This window comes from Pyxidicoccus trucidator (assembly GCF_010894435.1).
GTDB lineage: Bacteria > Myxococcota > Myxococcia > Myxococcales > Myxococcaceae > Myxococcus > Myxococcus trucidator.
This window is the reverse complement of sequence record NZ_JAAIXZ010000001.1, coordinates 1,523,171-1,541,273: the sequence shown is the minus strand read 5'-3', so window position 1 is coordinate 1,541,273 and position 18,103 is coordinate 1,523,171. Positions and strand designations below refer to the sequence as shown.

At 70.9% G+C, this 18,103-nt stretch carries 15 protein-coding genes; 7 read left to right on the top strand and 8 right to left on the bottom strand.

Features of this window, described 5'->3' with window-relative positions; genetic code table 11:
• Nucleotides 1–146: 146 nt before the first annotated feature.
• Complete coding sequence (gene gyrA, locus G4D85_RS06255) at nt 147–2,981, top strand: DNA gyrase subunit A (RefSeq protein ID WP_164008822.1); 2,835 nt, start codon at nt 147–149, stop codon at nt 2,979–2,981.
• Nucleotides 2,982–3,552: 571 nt separating this feature from the next.
• Here the strand turns inward: gyrA and G4D85_RS06250 are convergent.
• The 4 genes from G4D85_RS06250 to G4D85_RS06235 all read right to left on the bottom strand — a co-directional run bounded on the left by G4D85_RS06250 (nt 3,553) and on the right by G4D85_RS06235 (nt 6,829).
• Nucleotides 3,553–4,869: a glycoside hydrolase family 2 TIM barrel-domain containing protein gene (locus G4D85_RS06250; RefSeq protein ID WP_164008820.1), complete on the bottom strand. Its 1,317-nt coding sequence runs from the start codon at nt 4,867–4,869 to the stop codon at nt 3,553–3,555.
• 110 nt (nt 4,870–4,979) lie between these two features.
• Nucleotides 4,980–5,255, bottom strand: a complete 276-nt coding sequence (locus tag G4D85_RS06245; RefSeq protein ID WP_164008818.1) for a hypothetical protein — start codon at nt 5,253–5,255, stop codon at nt 4,980–4,982.
• A 22-nt stretch (nt 5,256–5,277) separates the two neighbouring features.
• A complete protein-coding gene (locus G4D85_RS06240; protein ID WP_164008816.1) occupies nt 5,278–6,114 on the bottom strand; it encodes a PfkB family carbohydrate kinase in 837 nt (278 codons plus the stop codon).
• A 10-nt stretch (nt 6,115–6,124) separates the two neighbouring features.
• Nucleotides 6,125–6,829 (bottom strand): nuclear transport factor 2 family protein, encoded by a 705-nt coding sequence (locus G4D85_RS06235; protein WP_164008813.1) that lies wholly within the window; start codon nt 6,827–6,829, stop codon nt 6,125–6,127.
• A gap of 231 nt (nt 6,830–7,060) precedes the next feature.
• Between G4D85_RS06235 and G4D85_RS06230 the strand changes: the two genes are divergently transcribed.
• The 4 genes from G4D85_RS06230 (at nt 7,061) to G4D85_RS06215 (ending at nt 11,085) form a co-directional block, all read left to right on the top strand.
• Nucleotides 7,061–8,044, top strand: a complete 984-nt coding sequence (locus G4D85_RS06230; RefSeq protein ID WP_164008811.1) for an iron ABC transporter substrate-binding protein — start codon at nt 7,061–7,063, stop codon at nt 8,042–8,044.
• Between the two features lie 7 nt (nt 8,045–8,051).
• Nucleotides 8,052–9,617 carry an ABC transporter permease gene (locus G4D85_RS06225; protein WP_164008809.1) on the top strand — a complete coding sequence of 522 codons (1,566 nt, stop codon included), beginning with the start codon at nt 8,052–8,054 and terminating at the stop codon, nt 9,615–9,617.
• A gap of 17 nt (nt 9,618–9,634) precedes the next feature.
• Nucleotides 9,635–10,690 carry an ABC transporter ATP-binding protein gene (locus G4D85_RS06220; RefSeq protein WP_164008807.1) on the top strand — a complete coding sequence of 352 codons (1,056 nt, stop codon included), beginning with the start codon at nt 9,635–9,637 and terminating at the stop codon, nt 10,688–10,690.
• An 89-nt stretch (nt 10,691–10,779) separates the two neighbouring features.
• Entirely contained in the window at nt 10,780–11,085 is a 306-nt protein-coding gene (locus G4D85_RS06215; RefSeq protein ID WP_164008805.1) for a YkvA family protein, read from the top strand.
• A 3-nt stretch (nt 11,086–11,088) separates the two neighbouring features.
• Here G4D85_RS06215 and G4D85_RS06210 read toward each other — a convergent pair whose 3' ends face one another.
• Nucleotides 11,089–11,943: a S1C family serine protease gene (locus G4D85_RS06210; protein WP_164008803.1), complete on the bottom strand. Its 855-nt coding sequence runs from the start codon at nt 11,941–11,943 to the stop codon at nt 11,089–11,091.
• 188 nt (nt 11,944–12,131) lie between these two features.
• On the opposite strand from G4D85_RS06210, the gene G4D85_RS06205 reads away from it, so the two are divergent.
• Nucleotides 12,132–12,959 (top strand): SDR family oxidoreductase, encoded by an 828-nt coding sequence (locus G4D85_RS06205; protein WP_164008801.1) that lies wholly within the window; start codon nt 12,132–12,134, stop codon nt 12,957–12,959.
• Between the two features lie 27 nt (nt 12,960–12,986).
• Here the strand turns inward: G4D85_RS06205 and G4D85_RS06200 are convergent, their stop codons facing one another.
• The 3 genes from G4D85_RS06200 to G4D85_RS06190 all read right to left on the bottom strand — a co-directional run bounded on the left by G4D85_RS06200 (nt 12,987) and on the right by G4D85_RS06190 (nt 17,396).
• Entirely contained in the window at nt 12,987–14,093 is a 1,107-nt protein-coding gene (locus G4D85_RS06200) for a hypothetical protein (RefSeq protein WP_164008799.1), read from the bottom strand.
• 103 nt (nt 14,094–14,196) lie between these two features.
• Nucleotides 14,197–16,893, bottom strand: a complete 2,697-nt coding sequence (locus G4D85_RS06195) for a VIT domain-containing protein (protein ID WP_164008797.1) — start codon at nt 16,891–16,893, stop codon at nt 14,197–14,199.
• Nucleotides 16,890–17,396 carry a MerR family transcriptional regulator gene (locus G4D85_RS06190; RefSeq protein ID WP_164008795.1) on the bottom strand — a complete coding sequence of 169 codons (507 nt, stop codon included), beginning with the start codon at nt 17,394–17,396 and terminating at the stop codon, nt 16,890–16,892. Before G4D85_RS06190 ends, G4D85_RS06195 begins: the two co-directional genes overlap by 4 nt.
• A gap of 215 nt (nt 17,397–17,611) precedes the next feature.
• Between G4D85_RS06190 and G4D85_RS06185 the strand changes: the two genes are divergently transcribed.
• The gene (locus tag G4D85_RS06185; RefSeq protein WP_164008793.1) at nt 17,612–18,094 is read left to right on the top strand and encodes a DUF2721 domain-containing protein; all 483 of its coding nucleotides are present in this window, start codon (nt 17,612–17,614) and stop codon (nt 18,092–18,094) included.
• Nucleotides 18,095–18,103 lie beyond the last annotated feature (9 nt).

Here is an 18,103-nt window from a genome sequence, read left to right as displayed (position 1 = left end):
ACAGACCCCTCTTTCGAAGCATGCGGGCATTCAGGCCATCCCCCCGTCGTTTCCCTTATTGACGTAGGGAAATCCAGGGGTTACGAACGCTCACCCACTGGACGGCGGCCCCTTTCGAGGGCCCCTCCTCGACCCTTCTAGAGCTCATGGCTGACGACACTACCGACAAGCCGGCAATGCCCCCCGAGCCCCTGCCTTCTGGCAGCGCCGGGGAGCTCATCCCCGTGAACATCGAAGACGAGATGCGCCGCTCGTATCTCGACTACTCGATGTCCGTCATCATCGGCCGCGCGCTGCCCGACGTCCGCGACGGCCTCAAGCCCGTTCATCGCCGCGTGCTGTACGCGATGAATGACCTGGGGAACACGCACAGCCGCGCGTACAAGAAGAGCGCCCGCGTGGTGGGCGACGTGATTGGTAAGTACCACCCGCACGGTGACTCCTCGGTGTACGAGGCCATGGTGCGCCTGGCGCAGGAGTGGAGCCTTCGCTACCTGCTGGTGGACGGCCAGGGCAACTTCGGCTCGGTGGACGGCGACTCGCCCGCGGCCATGCGCTACACGGAAGTGCGCATGGACCGGCTGGCGGAGGACCTGCTGGCGGACATCGACAAGGAGACCGTCGACTTCGGTCCCAACTACGACGACTCGCTCGAAGAGCCGCTCGTCCTCCCCGCCAAGTTCCCCAACCTCCTGGTCAACGGCAGCAGCGGCATCGCGGTGGGCATGACCACCAACATCCCGCCGCACAACATGACCGAGGTCATCAGCGGCACCCTGCACCTCATCGACAACCCGGACTGCACCGTCCGGGACTTGATGGAGTTCATCCAGGGCCCGGACTTCCCCACCGCCGCCATCATCACCGGCCGCGAGGGCATCGCCCGCGCCTACGAGACGGGCCGCGGGCAGATGACCATCCGCGCGCGCTCGGAAATCGAGACGTCCAAGCGGGCGGACCGTGAGGCCATCATCTTCACGGAGATTCCGTACCAGGTGAACAAGGCGCGGCTCATCGAGAAGATCGCCGAGCTGGTGCGGGAGAAGAAGCTGGAGGGCATCAGCGACATCCGTGACGAGAGCGACCGTCAAGGCATGCGCATCGTCATCGAGCTGAAGCGCGACGCGATTGCGCAGGTGGTGCTCAACAACCTGTACTCGATGACGGCGCTGGAGACGACGTTCGGCGCGGTCATGCTGGCCATCGACGGCGGCCAGCCGCGCACGCTGAACCTGAAGGAGATGCTGGACCGCTTCGTCGCCCACCGCCGCGACGTGGTGACGCGCCGCAGCCGGTACGAGCTGCGCAAGGCGCTGGCGCGCATGCACATCGTCGAGGGCCTGCTGGTGGCCCAGGACCTCATCGACCTGGTGGTCAGCCTCATCCGCGCCTCCAAGGACCCGGACGAGGCGCGCTGGGGCCTGATGAACATCCTGTCGCCCGCGCTTTACGAGCACGCGCGCTTCGCCACCCTGCAGCGCATCGACTATGCGGCGGCGAAGGCGCAGATGGAGATGCTCGTCTCCCGCGCGCGCAACGAGGAGCCGTCCTACCAGGGGCTGGCGCACAAGTACGAGGGCGCGGGCTTCAGCCAGGAGCAGTCGCAGAACATCCTCGAGATGCGGCTGCAGCGCCTCACCGGCCTGCAGCGCGAGGAGCTGTTCCGCGAGCTCATCGACCTCATCCGCGACATCACCCGCCTGCAGGACATCCTGGCCAACGAGCGCAGCCTGCTCAACGTCATCAAGACGGAGCTGACGGAGATCCGCGAGCGCTACGGCGACAAGCGCCGCACGGAAATCACGGGCGCGGTGGATGAGATGACGCGCGAGGACCTCATCGCCGAAGAGACGATGGTGGTCACGCTGTCGCACACCGGCTACGTGAAGCGCTCGCCGCTGAGCGAGTACCGGGCGCAGAAGCGCGGCGGGCGGGGCAAGACGGGGGCGGCGACGAAGGAGGACGACTTCGTCAGCAAGCTCTTCGTGGCCAGCACCCACGCGTTCCTGATGCCGATTACGACCAAGGGCAAGCTGTACTCGCTCAAGGTGCACCAGATTCCGCAGGCCAGCCGTACTTCGCGCGGCAAGGCCATGGTCAACCTGGTGCAGTTCGGCGAGGGCGAGCGGCTGGCCCAGGTGCTGGTGACGCGGGACTTCCCGGAGAACCGCTACGTCTTCTTCGTCACGAAGAAGGGTGTGGTGAAGCGCACGGACCTGAGCGCGTTCTCCAACGTGCGCTCCAGCGGCATCATCGCGCTGGGCATCGACGAGGGAGACGAGCTGGTGTCGGTGATGATTACCGACGGCAGCAAGGACATCCTGCTGTCGACGGCCACGGGCATGAGCATCCGCTTCCCGGAGACCGAGGTCCGCTCCATGGGGCGTCAGGCCTACGGCGTGAAGGGAATCACGCTGGAGGACGGCGACGAGGTGGTGGGCGCGGACATGGTGGAGCTCGAGACGGCCATCCTCACGGTGACGGAGAACGGCTACGGCAAGCGCACCCTGGAGACCGAGTACCGGCAGCAGGGCCGCGGCGGCAAGGGCATCATCGACATCAAGACCACCGAGCGGAACGGCAAGGTGGTGGGCCTGCTGCAGGTGAAGGAGTCGGATGAGGTGATGCTCGTCACCAACGGCGGCATGCTCATCCGCATGCGGGTGAAGGAAATCTCCGTCATCGGCCGCAACACGCAGGGCGTGCGGCTGATTGCCCTGGAGAACGAGCAGGAGAAGGTGATGGCCATCTCCAAGCTCCCCGAGGGCGAGACTTCCGAGGACGAGGAGACCGTCCACCCGGTGGAGGGCGCGGTCCCCGCCGAGGCCGGCGAGTCGGCCGAGGGCAGCGCGTCGGCCGAAGCCAGCGCGTCGGCCGAAGCCAGCGCCACCGAGCCGTCCGAGGCGGCCGCTTCGGAGGAGCCCACGGAGCCGGAGGGCAATGGCGCCTCCGATTCCGAATCACCGCCTGAAGAGGGCTGACGCAGTCTGAAGTGAACGACGCCTCCTCCCACCCGGGGGGAGGCGTTCTTCTTTGGTGCGGCCTCCAGCCGGCGGACGTGGACCCGGCGGGCGTGTGCCCGAAATGAGCGTTCCTTCCGGAAGCCGGCCTCCCGGAGCGAGGGTCGCCCTGCTGCGCGGGGAGGGAGGAACGAGCGTTCCTTCCGGAGGTCTGCGGCCCGGAGCGAGGGTCTCCCTGCCTCGCGGGGAGGGCGGAACGAGCGTTCCTTCCGGAGGTCTGCGGCCCGGAGCGAGGGTCGCCCTGCCGCGCGAGGAGGGTGGAACGAACATTCCTTCCGGGGGGCTACCTCCCGGAGCGAGGGTCTCTCTGCCGCGAAGGGAGGGCGGAACGAACGTTCCTTCCGGAGGTCTATCTCCCCGGTGGGCGAGGGCGGAACGAACGTTCCTTCCGGAGGTCTGCCGTCCCGGGTGGGCGAGGGCGGGAGGTGCATGGTGGCGCCCCTTGCCCGATTGGGCGGGCGCTGGGCCCCAAGGAGCCCACTCCGCTGTACTCGACTCTTGAGTCTTGAAAGAGGCTGAAGCGGCCGGCGTCTCAGGGGGCGACGGGCAGGGCGACGGAGGTGGTGGCGGCCACGAGGTTGCCGGCGCGGTCCTTCGCGAGCGCGTAGAGCTTGATGGGGCCCTTCACGGTGGGCAGGCGCACGAGCCAGGCGTCGGGCGTGGGGCCCGGCGTGGCCTGGAGCCGCACCACCTCGTCGCGCTCGTGGCGCGTGGCGGCGCCTCGGAAGTTGTAGGCGAACGAGACGTCGAGCGGGGTGCCCTCCGCGTCCTTCGCATCGACGCGGACCTGGGCGAACGTGCTGGACTTCTCGCGCTTCACCTCGCCCACGGTGACGCTGGCAATCCGGGGTAGCGGCGTGGCGGGCTTCTGGCCGGAATAGGCCTCGCGCACCGCGTGCCACGCGGGCCGGGTGGAGGTGCCCGACAGCATGCCGAGCCACAGCCCGGTGTGGTCGAACGACGCGCTGTAGTTGAAGACGAACAGGCCCAGGCAGCGCCCCGCCTGCACTTGCGGAGCGAGGGCATTCCGCCAGCCGTCGACGATGGCGTCGTACTTCTGCGTGTCATCCGGCTCGCGCGGGACGCCGTTCGCATCCTTGGGCGCGTCCCACTCGCCCTGGGCGCCGAACTCGGTGATGAACCACGGCCTGGTCACGCCGGCCTTCTTGAGCTCACCAGGAAGGACGTGGATGCCACCGCCGTAGACGTTGAGGCCGTAGGCGTCGAGGGACGGCGTGTACTTCTCCCACCACGGCACGCCGAACATCCACGCGTCGACGGAGATGACGGGGTGGCCCGTGTCGATTTTCTTCACCTCGCTGACGACCTGCTCCAGGAAGCGCGCGTAGGCTTCCTTCGACGCGTCGTCGGGTGAGTTGAGCAGCACCTCGTTGCCGATGCCCCAGGCGAGCACGGCGGGGTGGTCCTTGAAGTGACGCACCTGCGCGAGCGTCTCCGTGAACTGCTTCTTCATGCCCTTGGTGTCGCGGAGGTAGTCGAAGGAGTCATCGCTCTCGGCGCCGGGGCGGCCCTGCCGCAGCCAGAGCCCGACGAGCACCTTGAGCCCGTGCTTGTGCGCGGCATCGAGCAGCACCCGAGTCTCCGTCCCGGTGCCCCAGGTGCGCAGCGTGTTCACCCCGAGGGCCGCGAGTCGCGCGCAGTCCTTCTCGTAGTCCGCGGAGCGGCTGCCGCTGAAGGTGACGCCCCTGGCCACGTAGGGCTTCCCATCCACCTGGAGCTGCCACCCGTCAGCGACCTTGACGATGGCGGTGGCCGCGCGTGCGGAGGCCACGGGGACGACGACGAGCACCCACAGGAGCGCGAGGACGGCGGAGCGGGCCAGATTCATGGTTTGTTCGTTATAACAAGAAAGTCCGGTGCGGCGCCTGCCGCGAGGACCACGCCGGGGCGATGCTCGGGGCCCGCGCCCATGGACTCACGTTGCTCGCGGTCTTGCGCCTACTCACCAAGCGCTGCCTTCGCCCAGAGCTTCGCCGTCATGTACACCTCATACCCGGCGGAGCTGCCTATGTTTTCCGCCTTCAGCTCTTGCTCCAGCCGACGGAGCAAGTTGCGAAGTGCCTCCGCATCCAGGGGCTGCTGCCGCGTCAGGTGCACGAGTTCCTCCGCGAAGCGGAGCTCTCGGGCCCAGAGCGCGTCCTCAGGATGATTGGCGCACACCCTCTGGAAGTAGCGGACCAGCTTCTCCGCGTAGTCGATGGGCGGGACGTCCACGAGGCACCTCCATGCCGCACGTTCACCGCAGTGTCGCCGGAAGCGTGGACACGTCCAGTGTGGGCACGCCCACCTGCATCACCGCCTGTGCACCAAACCAGTTGGCCAGCTCCGCGCACCGCGAGAGCGGCAACTCCCGCAGCAGACCCAGCGCGAAGCCCGCGAGGAAGCAGTCACCCGCGCCGGTGGGGTCCACCTCTTCGGCGGGGAAGGCGGGCACGTCGATGCGCTCGTTCTCGGTGAGCACCGTGCAGCCCTCGCGTCCCCGGGTGATGACGAGGCGTGTCCGCTTCCTCACCTGCTCGACGTCCAGCGCCCGTGCCTCCTCCTCGCTGGCCTTCAGCACGTGGAGGCGCTCGAGGTGCGTGGCGTAGGGTGTCTCTTCCAGGCGCTGGTTGAGCACGCGGCCCTCGCCATCCAGCGCCCGGAGCAGGCCCTGCGCATCCGCGACCACATACCGCGCTCGCTCGGAGACGCGGACGAGTGTCTCCGGGAGCAGCTCCCCCATCACCCCGCAGGCGAGCGCCACGCGTGCATCCACGGTGATGTCCTCAGGGAGGATGGGCTCCGCGCGGGCACTGACGCGCAGCACCCGCTCGCCCTGGCCCAGCTCCGCGGTGAACTGCGTGGTGCGAGTCCCGGGGACGATTCGCGGCGGATACCGGAGGCGGTCCGCGTAGCGGAAGTCCTCGCCCGCGACGGCGGCCACCGCGTAGTCCACCTCCATGGCGTCCAGCACCGAGGAGATGTACGCCGACGAGCCCCCGAGCGCATGCGTCTCCCGGCCGGAGCCGAGTCGCAGCAGGTCGTGGCAGTAGTTGCCCACGACGAGCACGTCACAAGAGGACCGGGGGCGCATGTGGCTCCTTCTACTCCTTCCGCGCGAAGTCCTTCGGCACCGGAGTCCCCGCGGTCTTCTCGTCAATCCAGGCGATGTTCATCACCCACCACCGCTGGCCGTCGAAGACGAGCTGCAGGCTGTTGACGCCCTTGGCCGTCGCCGCGCCACTGGCGGAGTCGCGCGTCTCGTAGGCGCTGAGCACGTTGACCAGGTCGCCGTAGCCGGACACCTGCCGGTGCGTCTCCTTCTCGAAGAAGGCGTGCTTGTTGAAGAAGTCCACGCCCCAGGTGGCGTAGTCGTCCGGGGTGATAGGCGAGATGCCGGGGCCCGCTCCGGCCTTCGCGCGGCGGACGGGAATCATCCGCGCGCCCGGATAGAAGAGGGAGCGGAAGCGCTGCCAGTCGCGCGCCTGTCCCGCCGGGCCACTGATGACGTCGTAGAGCGCGTTCATGAGGCCTGAGATGGAGGCCACGTCCTCGGGCCGCGCCGCGGGCACCTGCTGCAGGGCCGCCTGGGTGCGCTCGCCCGCGGTCTTCATCGAGTTGGGAGGCTGCGTCCCCTTGGCGGCGGGCTGCTGCTGCGCGGACGGCTGCACTGGCGCTGCCTGCTGCGTGGGCTGCTTCGGCGGTGGTTGCTGCGCGGGCTGCTGCTGCGGCTTCGTCGGCTGCTGCGCCGAGGCGAGCGGAGCGGCGAGCAGGATGGCGGCACAGGCGGCGATGAGCGGGCGAAGCATGGTGGGTCTCCGCGACGGCGGGTGGGCTTGCGGCGGCGGAGGCTATCCCGCCACGCGCCCGCGCGCCCGAATCCGGTGCTCGCTGTGCGTGGGGGCAACGTTTCATCCGGCACCCCCGCGGGTGCACGCTCCGCGCGAGCGTGGTGCCGCCCGTGGAGCTGGACACACTCCGCGCAAGTCATGGCGCATCCGGTGGAAGCCGGGAGGCGGGTCCGTTAGGTTCCGCCCGCCATGACGCGCCTACTCTCCATCTGCCTGTTCCTGTCCCTGTCCTCCACCGCGCTCGCGGCGGAGACGCTCACCGTCTACTCCGGTCGCAACGAGAAGCTGGTAGGCCCCCTCTTCAAGAAGTTCACCGAGAAGACCGGCATCGAGGTGAAGGTGCGCTACGGCGAGACGCCGCAGCTGGCCGCCACGCTGCTGGAGGAGGGCGCGAAGACGCCCGCCGACGTGTTCTTCGCGCAGGACGCGGGGGGGCTCGGCGCCCTGGCCAACGCGGGCCGCTTGCAGCCGCTGCCCAAGGAGGTGCTGGGCAAGGTGGACGCGCGCTTCCGCTCGCCGCAGGGCTTGTGGGTGGGCACCAGCGGCAGGGCGCGCACGGTGGCCTACAACACCAAGAAGGTGAAGGCGGAGGAGCTGCCGAAGAGCATCCTCGGCTTCACGGACGCGAAGTGGAAGGGCCGCCTCGGCTGGGCGCCCACCAACGCTTCCTTCCAGGCCTTCGTCACCACGCTGCGGCTGCTCAAGGGGGAAGAGGCCGCCACGCAGTGGCTCAAGGGCATGCAGGCCAACTCGCCGCGCGTCTACAAGAACAACGCGGCCATCATCGAGGCGCTCGTGCGCGGTGAAATCGACGCGGGCTTCGTGAACCACTACTACCTGTACGCCGCGAAGAAGGACAAGGGCGAGCTCCCCGTGGCCAACCACTTCGTCGCCGCCGGAGACCCGGGCGCGCTGGTGAACGTGGCGGGCGTGAGCATCCTCAAGGAGACGAAGAAGGCGGACGCGGCGCGCAAGCTGGCCACGTACCTGCTGGAGACCGACGCCCAGACGTACTTCTCCACGGAGACGTACGAGTACCCGCTGGTGTCCGGCGTGAAGACGGCCGCCGCGCTGCCGGAGCTCTCCAAGGTGGGCTCGCCCGACCTGGACCTGTCGAAGCTGGACGACCTGCGCGGCACGGTGAAGCTGCTGCAGGACACCGGCGTCCTCTGAGGCCCGGATGACGCGTCGTGCCCCGTGGTGGCTGTGGGTGGCGGGTGTGGCCATGGCCGCGCTCGCGCTGCTGCCGGCCGTGTATCTCGTCGTGCGCGCGTCGGATGCGGACGCGGACACGTGGAGGCTGCTGCTGCGGGACAGGACGTGGGGCCTGCTCTGGCGCACGCTCGGGCTGGCCGGCGCGGTGACGGCGTGCGCGGCGGCGGTGTCGCTGCCGCTCGCGTGGCTCACCTCGCGCACGGACCTGCCGGGGCGGCGCGCCTGGGTGGTGCTGCTGTGCGTGCCGCTGGCGCTGCCCACCTTCGTCAGCGGCTATGTGCTGCTGGCCGCGTTCGGCACGGGCGGTGCGCTGGAGGAGCCCCTGTCCCGGTGGGGTCTGCCCGTGCCCTCGGTGTATGGCTTCCCCGGGGCGCTGCTGGCGCTGACGGTGTCCACGTATCCGTACTTCCTCCTCGCGCTGCGAGCGGGCCTTCAGGCGCAGGACCCGGCCTGGCTGGAGGGCGCGCGCAGCCTGGGCCTCACGCCGGCTCGGGCCTTCTGGCGGGTGACGGTGCCGCTGCTGCGTCCGGCCTTCGCGTCGGGCGCGCTGCTGGTGGGGCTGTACGTGCTGTCGGACTTCGGCGCGGTGGCGCTGCTCCAGTACGACACCTTCTCGCGCGCAATCTATGTCCAGTACGAGGGCGCGTATGACCGCACCTACGCGGCGCGGCTGGGGCTGGCGCTGGTGGTGGTGACGGTGGCGGTGCTGGTGCTGGAGGTCCGCCTGCGCGGGCGCGCGGGCTACCACCGCAGCGCGAAGGGGGCCTCCAGGGCCGCGTCGCCGGTGCGGCTGGGGCGCTGGCGCGTGCCGGCGCTGCTGCTGTGTGGCGCGGTGGTGGCGCTGGGCGTGGGGCTGCCGGTGGGCGTGCTCGTCTTCTGGGGCGTGCGGGGACTCTCCGGCGCGGAGGCGCCAGTGCTGGGGCCGGCGCTCAACTCCGTGTTTGCCTCCGCGCTGGGCGCGGTGGCGGCGGTGCTGGGCGCCCTGCCGCTGGCCTTCCTCGCGGTGCGCCACCCGGGCCGGCTCACGGTGGCGCTGGAGCGCGCGGCGTACGGCGGCTACGCGCTGCCGCCCATCGTCCTGGCGCTGTCGCTCGTCTTCCTGGGCGTGCAGGCGCTGCCCTTCCTCTACGGCACGCTGGCCATGTTGGTGCTGGCGTACCTGGTGCGCTTCCTGCCGCAGGCGGTGGGGGTGACGCGCTCGTCGCTGCTCCAGCTCAACCCGCACCTGCCAGAGGCCGCGGCCTCGCTGGGCCAGCCGCCCTCCGGAGTCCTCCGCCGCGTCACCGCGCCGCTGCTGCGGCCCGGGCTGCTGGCGGGAGCGGCGCTCGTCTTTCTCACGGCGATGAAGGAGCTACCGGCCACGCTGCTGCTCGCGCCCATCGGCTTCGAGACGCTGGCCACGCGCGTATGGAGCGCCACGGCGGAGGGCCGCTTCGCCGAGGCCGCACTGCCCGCGCTGGTGCTGCTCGCCGTGTCCACGCTGGGCGTGGGGTTGCTCGTGTCGCAGGAGGGCGGCTCGACGCCGAGCTGATAGGGTGCGCCGCGTCCATGCCCCTGCTCTCGCTCGACGCCGTCACCCTGCGCTACTCCTCCAGCGGCACCCCCGCGGTGGACGGCCTCTCGCTGGCGGTGGAGCCGGGCGAGGTGGTGGCCCTGCTGGGCCCCTCCGGCTGCGGCAAGACGACGACGCTGCGCATGGTGGCCGGCTTCGAGCGCCTTGACGCGGGCACCCTCACCCTGGAGGGCCGCACGTTGGCGGGCCCGGGCACCTTCGTGCCGCCCGAGCAGCGCAGCGTGGGCATGGTGTTCCAGGACTACGCTCTCTTCCCGCACCTGTCCGTGCTGGACAACGTCACCTTCGGTCTCACCTCCGTCCCTCGCGCCGAGGCGCAGGCCCGCGCCCGCTCCATGCTGAAGCTGTTCGGCCTGGAGGGCTTCGAGTCGCGCATGCCGCACGCGCTCTCCGGCGGTCAGCAGCAGCGCGTGGCCCTGGCGCGCGCGCTGGCGCCGGGCCCGCGCGTGCTGCTGCTGGATGAGCCCTTCTCCAGCCTGGACAGCGCGCTGCGCGCCTCCACGCGCCTGGAGGTGCGGCGCGTGCTCAAGTCGCTGGGCGCCACGGTGCTCCTCGTCACGCATGACCAGGGCGAGGCCATGGCCTTCGCGGACCGGCTCGCGGTGATGCGCGCGGGGACGGTGGAGCAGGTGGGCACGCCGGAGTCCGTCTACTCCGCGCCGCGCACCGCCTTCGTCGCGTACTTCCTGGGCGGCACCAACCTGCTCCCGGGTGTGGGCTTCGGGAACGGGGCTCGCACCATGCTCGGCATCCTCCCGGTGGTGGGGCACGCGAAGGGCAACGTGCTGCTGTCGCTACGGCCGGAGGCGCTGCGGCTGGTGCCGGACACGGACGCGGTGGCGGTGGGCGGCGCCCTGCGCGCGGAGGTGCTGACGCGCGAGTTCCAGGGCCCGAGCGCCGAGTTCACCGTGGCCTGCGGCGGGCTGGAGTTGACGGTGCGCGGTGCGCCGGAATTGCCGCTGCGCGCGGGCGACAGGGCGCGGCTGGAGGTGGTGGGCCGCGCGGGCGTGCTGGAGGACACTCCCGACTGAGCCCGGCTGCCCTTCGGGCGGGCAACCGTCGTACGCTGGGGGCGGGCCGGGGCTGCAATCACCCGGGCCCCTCACGCGTAGAGGTGGGCATGAACATCGCAGGCCTTCGTGGCATGGGTACCCGCTTCTTCAGCTACGTGCGCGACCCGCGGGTGTCGCTCTGGCGGAAGCTCGCTGGCGTGCTGGCGGTGGTCTACTTCGTGTCGCCCATCGACGCGCTCCCGGACTTCATCCCGGTGCTCGGCTGGCTGGACGACATCGGCGTGCTCTCCGCCGCGGCGTTCTTCATGGTGCGCGAGGTGCAACGCCACCGGCCGGGTCTGGCCTCGGGCGGCCTGCCGTTGGACGAGGAGGGGCAGTCGCGCCTGCCTTCCAGCGTGCGCAAGTCCCTGTAGCCGTCAGTTCCGGTCCTCGTAGATGGAGGCGACGGCGGCCCGCGCCTTGCGGGCCTTCCGCTGCAGGGCGGCGTGACGCCACTCGTGGCGCTTGGACCACGCCCACATCAGCACGAGCAGTCCGAAGAACACCGCCGAGCCGACCACTCCCTTCATGGGGAACTCCCGGAAGGGCCGGGGCGCGGCGCCCGGGGCGATGCCGGCCTTGAGCTGCGCTACCACGTCCACGGGGACGCCGAAGACGAGGTTGCTCTCCACGCCCATGCCTCCCTGCAGCACGGCGATGACCTTTCCGTCCTCGGAGAGAATCGGCGAGCCGCTCGAACCCTTGGCGCTGTGCACGGTGAACTGAAGCATCGCGTGCTTCGAGGCCTCGCTGTATTGGTACTCCTTCGGCAACCCGTTGGGCCGCACGGCGGAGACGATGCCCTCGGACACGGTGAGGGTGAGCCCGAACGGGTTGCCCACCGTCAGCACCTTCATGCCCTCCTGCACCTTCACGTCCACGGCGAGCGGGAGCGCCGGGTAGCCCGTCCCCTCCAGCTTCACCAAGGCGACATCGCGCTCCGGGCTGCGCGCCAGGAAGCCGAGCACCTTGCGCGTGCTGTCGTCGGGCAGGCGGGCCCGCATCTCGAAGGCGCCGTCGATGACGTGCTCATTGGTGGCGATGAGCCCGTCCTCGGAGATGAAGAACCCCGTCCCCGAGCCCACCAGCTGGCCGGAAGGCCCCAGCACCTCGAGCTGGACGATGGACGGCTTCACCCGCGCCGCGAATGCGGACGTGTCCTCCGCGCGGGCCGGCGCGCTGATGAGCAGGGCCAGGCACAGCAGGGGGAGCAGCAGGGAGACGCGGGGCATGAATGCTCCGAGGCGGAAGGAGGCCCTCGTTCTCGCAGCGAGAACCGGGGAATTCAACCCTCCGGCAGGATGGGTCGGACTCGCTGCACTTCTGTGCTCGCACTCGGGGTGGCAGTCATTTCCCACGCCTTGCCGCCTCTGGAGGCCCATGGTTCGTTCTGGCTCTGGGGGGATTGCGGAGCACACACATGGACGCATCCCAGGGCAGGGTCGTACTCATCACCGGCGCCTCATCTGGAATTGGTAGGGCCTGCGCGGAGCTGCTGAGCGCGCGCGGGCACACCGTCTACGCCACCAGCCGCCAGCCCGGAGCCGACGCACCAACGGCCTGGAAGTGGCTGGAGCTGGACGTCACCCGTGACGACTCGGTGCAGCGGGCGGTGGACGCGGTGCTGGCGGCGGAGGGCCGCATCGACGTGGTGGTGAACAACGCGGGCTATGCGTTGGCGGGCGCGCTGGAGGACTGCTCCGTCGAACAGGCGAGGCAGCAGCTCGACACCAACCTGCTGGGCGTGCTGCGCGTGTGCAAGGCGGTGCTGCCGTCCATGCGCGCGCGCAAGTCGGGCCTCTTCATCCACATCAGCTCGCTGGGCGGCGCGGTGGGGCTGCCCTTCCAGGGGCTCTACAGCGCCAGCAAGTTCGCGCTGGAGGGGCTGACGGAGTGCCTGCGTATAGAGGTGGCGCCCTTCGGAATCGAAGCCACCCTGCTGCAGCCCGGTGACGTGAAGACGCGCCTCACCGAGAACCGGGTGCTCGCGAGTCAGGCCGGCCCGGGCTCCGCGTACCAGGTCCAGTTCGAGACGGCGCTGCGCACCATCGAAGCCGACGAGCGCGACGGCGTGCCCCCGGAGGACGTGGCACGCAGGGTGCTGGAGCTGCTGGAGCGCGGGCCCGTGCGCGTGCGCTACTCGGTGGGCAAGCTGGTGCAGCGCGCGGCGTTGCTGGCGAAGTGGGTGCTGCCCTCGCGCACCTTCGAGCAGCTCCTCATGTCCCTCTACGGCCTGTCCCGGAGCTGAGGCGGCGGTGGAGGCCGGGGCGCGCGCCTAGAACCGGCCGGACAGTGCCACGCCCGCCCCGTCGCGACCGACGATGGCGGGCGTCAGCACGGCCTGGGGCGCGTTCCGCGCGTCGAAGTCGCGGGTGATGTACGCGGTGACCGCGAGCCCTGTCACCACACCGGCGGCGCTGCCCACGAGGATGGCATCCCCGGCGTCGTCGCCCGCGACCAGGAAGGTGGCCGCGGCGCCCAGCAGCCCGCCGAGGATGCCCCCCGCGTCGATGATGAGCATCCGGCCGCGCGACACGGTGAGGCTGTTGGACAGCGTGGCGAGCGTGACGATGCCCAGCGCGGTGGTACCCAGCTCGATGGCGAACAACGTCTTCGTCTCGCCGCCGTCCGCCGTGGCGACCAGCAGCGCCGTCACCACGCCCGCCCACAGGCCGCCCGAGTTGGCCATGGACACCTGCGCCGCGGTGGGGCGCACGGTGGTGGCCAGCAGAATCCCCACCCCGGTGAAGCCCGCGCCGCCGAGCATGGTCGCCGCGAGCGCATCGTCTCCCTCCAGGTCCAGGGCGAGCATCGACGCGACGCCGAACCAGAAGCCCCACACGGTGCCGGAGTTGATGACCGCCGCCTGTCCGGACGTCACGCCGTCCCGGGCCAGCAGCAGCGTGCCCGCGGCGCCCGCCCCCGCGCCCAGCAGCGACACGGCCGCGTAGCCCTGGCCGCTGCACTCGGCGATGGCGCACAGGAGGATGCCCTGCGTCGCGCCGTGCAGCGTCTGCATCACCGTCATCGTCGCGAGCCCGGCGACCGAGCGGCGCTCGGGGCCCATCTCGCTCACGGCCGCGAGGGCCAACTGGCCACCCGGGGTGAGCCGCGCCCGTGTGAGTCGGACGAGCTCCGTGGCGTAGGGGTGCTGGGGACAGGCGGCCAGCACGCGCTCGAAGGCCTCCAGCGCGCTCTCGTCCTCGCCCCGCACCAGCGCGTCGAAGCCGTCCGTGTAGTCGGCCTCGGCGCTGGCGGAGCAGGCCTCGGGCGAGTCGACGAGGGGCGGCGTGGTGACGGTGGTGGTGTCCCGGGGCGCGTCCGTGGGAGGCGTGGCCTGGGCCGCGGTGAGGGTGAGCAGCAGGAGGGTGGCGAGCGTCATGGCGCGCGCACTCTAGACGAGGCCCCCGGCCCCCTCGACTTCGCGGCGAGGGAACCGGGGGCCATGTACAGGAAACGTCAATCGCCCCCGGGGGCAGGGTGCTTCAGCGCGACGCCAGGGCGTCCACGTGCTGCCGCAGTGAGACTTCGTTGCCCAGGTGGCCGCTGAGTCCGGACAGCGGCTTCGCGGCCTGCTCGATGCGGCCGCGGGTGCGCGGACCCGCGGCGACGAGCCACGCCACGCCCAGCGCCAGCTCCGCCACCTGCGGCTCGCCGGTGAGGCTGGCGGCGAGTGCCAGCAGCGCCTCGACGGCCTTCTTCACCTGCGCGCCGTGCAGCGGGTGGCTGCTGGTGATGCCCTCGCGCAGCAGCTCCAGCAGCGCCAACGCCGTGGCGCGTGCCTGGCGCACCGGCTCCGGCCCCGCGCCAGCGCCGTCCCACAGGCCGTTGGCGAGCTGCCGTCCCAGCAGCGCCTCCGCGCCCGAGCCGTGGTCCCGGGTGAGTGCCACGGGCTCCGCCTCCAGCGGCATGGGGGCCTCGGCCGCCGCGAAGGACTCGTGCTGGAGTCCTCCCTCGTCGTCCGTGTCCATGTCGTACTCCTCGGCGGGCATGGGCTCCTGGGCCAGGGACCCCAGCCGGACGCGCTTCTCGGCTTCCTCGGACGCGCCGCCGCCGCCGAAGAGGCCCGCGAGGAAACCGCCCTTCTTCTTCGCCGGAGCCGCCCTGCCCTGTTCCTTCATGGGCATGGAGGCCGCCGCCCGCATGGGCGCCGGAGCCGGAGGGGGAGGCGGGATGCTTCCGACGGACGCCGACTGCATGGAGGGCGCGGGCGGAGGCGCGAAGGCCCCACCCGACGCGGGCGCCGCGGCGGGCGGACTCATCGGCCGGCCACCAGGCCCACCCCGATGCCGCGGGGGCGCGGCCTGCTTGCGCAGGACACCCGAGTGAGTCGCGGCCCCGTCCACATCGGCGGCCTCCTCCTGCTTCGCGGTGCCGAACATGGCCCAGCCGGCCGGCGCGTTCACCGGGACGACGCGCGTCTCCGGCTGGCCCGCCGCCCGGCGCTCCGCCGTGCGCTCCTCCACCACGACGAAGGAGGTGTAGCGGGTGACGATTTGATGCGCGACGGCCAGCTCGACGATGCGCTTCTTCATCGACTCGGCGCGGCGGCCGGTGAGCTGGGCGGACTCCCAGTTGCGGATGCGCTCCGCCGCCCACAACTTCTCCACCGCCGGCCGGTCCGACGCGGCGGGGAAGTCCACGCGCACGGTGAGCGCGAAGGGCTCACGGCCCGAGCGCCCCCGCAGCGTCACCTTGCCGGTGCCCGGCGTGGGGTAGCGGCCGAAGAGCGTCCAGGGCACGCCGTCCACCATGGGCGGCAGCTCGGCCGGGGCCAGCTCCGCGCCCTCCACCCCGTCGAAGCTCACCTCCAGCTCCGTGACGCGCGGCGCGAGGGCACGGGAGAACTGCGCCACCACCTTGTCGTCGATGCGCTCGCCCGGGTGGATGAACTCCACCGCGCCGCCCGTCTGCTTCGCCATGTCCCGCAGCAGCGCGTCGCTCACGTTGGTGCCGATGCCGAACGAGTACACGCGCGCCGTCTTCCGCTCGGCCAGCACGGCCTTCAGGATTTCGTCCTCGTTGCCCACCTGGCCGTCCGTCAGCAGCACCACCACGCCGTCCGGCGCCGTCTTCACCGCGGCCCGCATGGGCGCGAGCAGCTCCGTGCCACCGGTGGCGCGCAGCGCGGCCACCCACCGGTCCGCCTCTTCCAGCGTGCGCTGGGTGAAGGGCACCGGCTGGGGCTGGAAGGAGCGGAAGCTGCTCTCGAAGGCGATGACGTTGAAGCGGTCCCCCTCGCGCAGGTGGCGCAGGCACAGCCGCAGCGCGGCCTGGGCCTGGGGCAGGCTCTCGCCGTCCATGGAGCCCGAGACGTCCACCATGAAGACGACTTCCTGCTTCGGCGGCGCGGACGCCATGGCCAGCAGGTCCGGAATCACCGTGAGGGCGAAGGTGCCCGGGCCCGCGTCACCCTTGCGGTGCGTGACGAGCGGGGTGAACACCGCGCTGCTGTCCGGGCTGCGCAGGCTGAGCACCAAATCACGGTCCAGCGACACCTCGCCGCGGGAGAAGCCCACGCGCATCCGCGTGCCGCTCTCACGGTTGACGTTGATGGTGTGCGACGGGCTCTCCACCACCACCTCGCGGCCCAGGTCCACCAGCAGGTCCATGCGCAGGCCGTAGTGCACCTCGCCGATGGGAGGCGTAATCCGGTCCGCGTCGGGCACGCGGCTGGTCGGGTCCATGCCGCCATGGCCGGTGCGGTCTCCCGAGGGAGTGCCGGGGATGTAGCGGGGGGCGACCAGCGTGGGCAGCATCCACCGGACACAGCCCTCCTCGGCGGTGACGGCCTGGAGGAACTCCACCTCCACCACCGTCTCCTCACCGGGGAGCAGGTTGCCCACCTGCGCGGTGAAGACGTTGGGGCGCTCCTGGTCCAAGAGGGCGGCGCCATGGCCGGCGGTGACGGCGTCGTCGTAGGTGCGGAAGGCCTCCTCGCGCTCCTTCACCACGCCCTCCACGCGGCGGCCGGCGCACGTCATGGAGAAGGCGGAGAGGGTGCCGTCCGAGGGCAGCGGGAAGGTGTAGATGGCCTCCACCGGGCGCTTCTCGTCGTTGCGGTAGCGCTGGCGCACCCGCACGCGCGCATGTCCGCCCAGCAGCTCACCGGTAACCTCGACACCCTGGAGGGGAATCTGTGCGCCCTCGCTCGTGTACAGCCCAGCCTGCTCCGTCTTCATGACCGCTCCCTTTCCTGGAACTCTTCGATGAGGGCGCGCACGCGTTCCGCGAGCGCCCGAACCTTCGCGTCGGCCCCCTCCGACACGTGCAGCTCCAGCCCAGGGGCCAGCTCCCAGCGCTGATAGCGTGCCATCACCGACGGCCGCGAGCCCACTCCCGGGGTCGGTGGCATGGGCCTGTCGGCGATGACGCCGGGCGTCGAAGGCCCGTACGTCGGTGGCGTCGGTGTGACGTCCGAGCTTGCGAGTCCGCGCAGCTCGTCCGGTGACAGGCGCTGCAGCTCCACCTGGATGGCGTCCAGGGGGAGGAACCGTGCCTGTAGAACGCGGATGGCCTTGAGCCGCAGCAGGTGCTCCTCGCCATACACGGTGTCCGGGCCCCGGAAGGGCGGCGCGGGTATCAGCCCCCGCTGGACGTAGTAGCGCACCGTGCGTGGCGAGACGCCCGCCGCTTCGGCCAGCTCCGCCAACTTCCATTCGGTCTGTGTCTTGGGCGTGCTCACAACCCGGACAGTAAGACCCGACAGTTTTGGTGTCAAGTCGTCAGTGTCGATTTGTCGGTGGTGCTGGCAGGTGGTCTTCCTGGGACTTTTCTCCCGGGCCTTGCCAGTCCAACTGTCGGGATGGGGTGGAACGACTGTCGAGAAGGGGCGGGTAGGCGAGCCGGCGGACGGCGGGCGGGTTGCTTCGTCCGGCGCGGGGTGGAACAGAAGGGGGCATGAATGGCGGCTCGGAAGGCCTGGACATCTCCTCCATCCGGCTCATCGGCACGGCGGTGACGCCGGCGGTGATGGTGTCGGCCTGCGGAATCGTCGCGACGGGGTTGGACAACCAGATTGCGCGGATGTCGGCCCGCGTCCGGGACATGACGCGCGAGTGGCGGCTGCTGCCGGAGGGGCACGCGAGGCGCGCCGTGCTGCGCGAGGAGGTGGCCATCCTCGACCGGCGCCACGCCATCCTCGCGCGGGCCATCGGCGTCACCTACGCGGCGCTGCTGTCCTTCGTGGTGACGTCGCTGCTGTACCTCGCCAAGCGCCACGTGGACATTCCGGAGATGCTGCCGGTGCTGTCCTTCTCGCTGGGCGTGGTGCTGCTGGGGGCCATGGCGGTGCTCGCGCTCGCCTCGCTGGGACTGGGCCGGCGGGCGATTGCGCTGGAGCGGCAGGAGCTGTTCGAGGAGCAGCCCCCGCCGCCCCGCTGAGCACCGGGC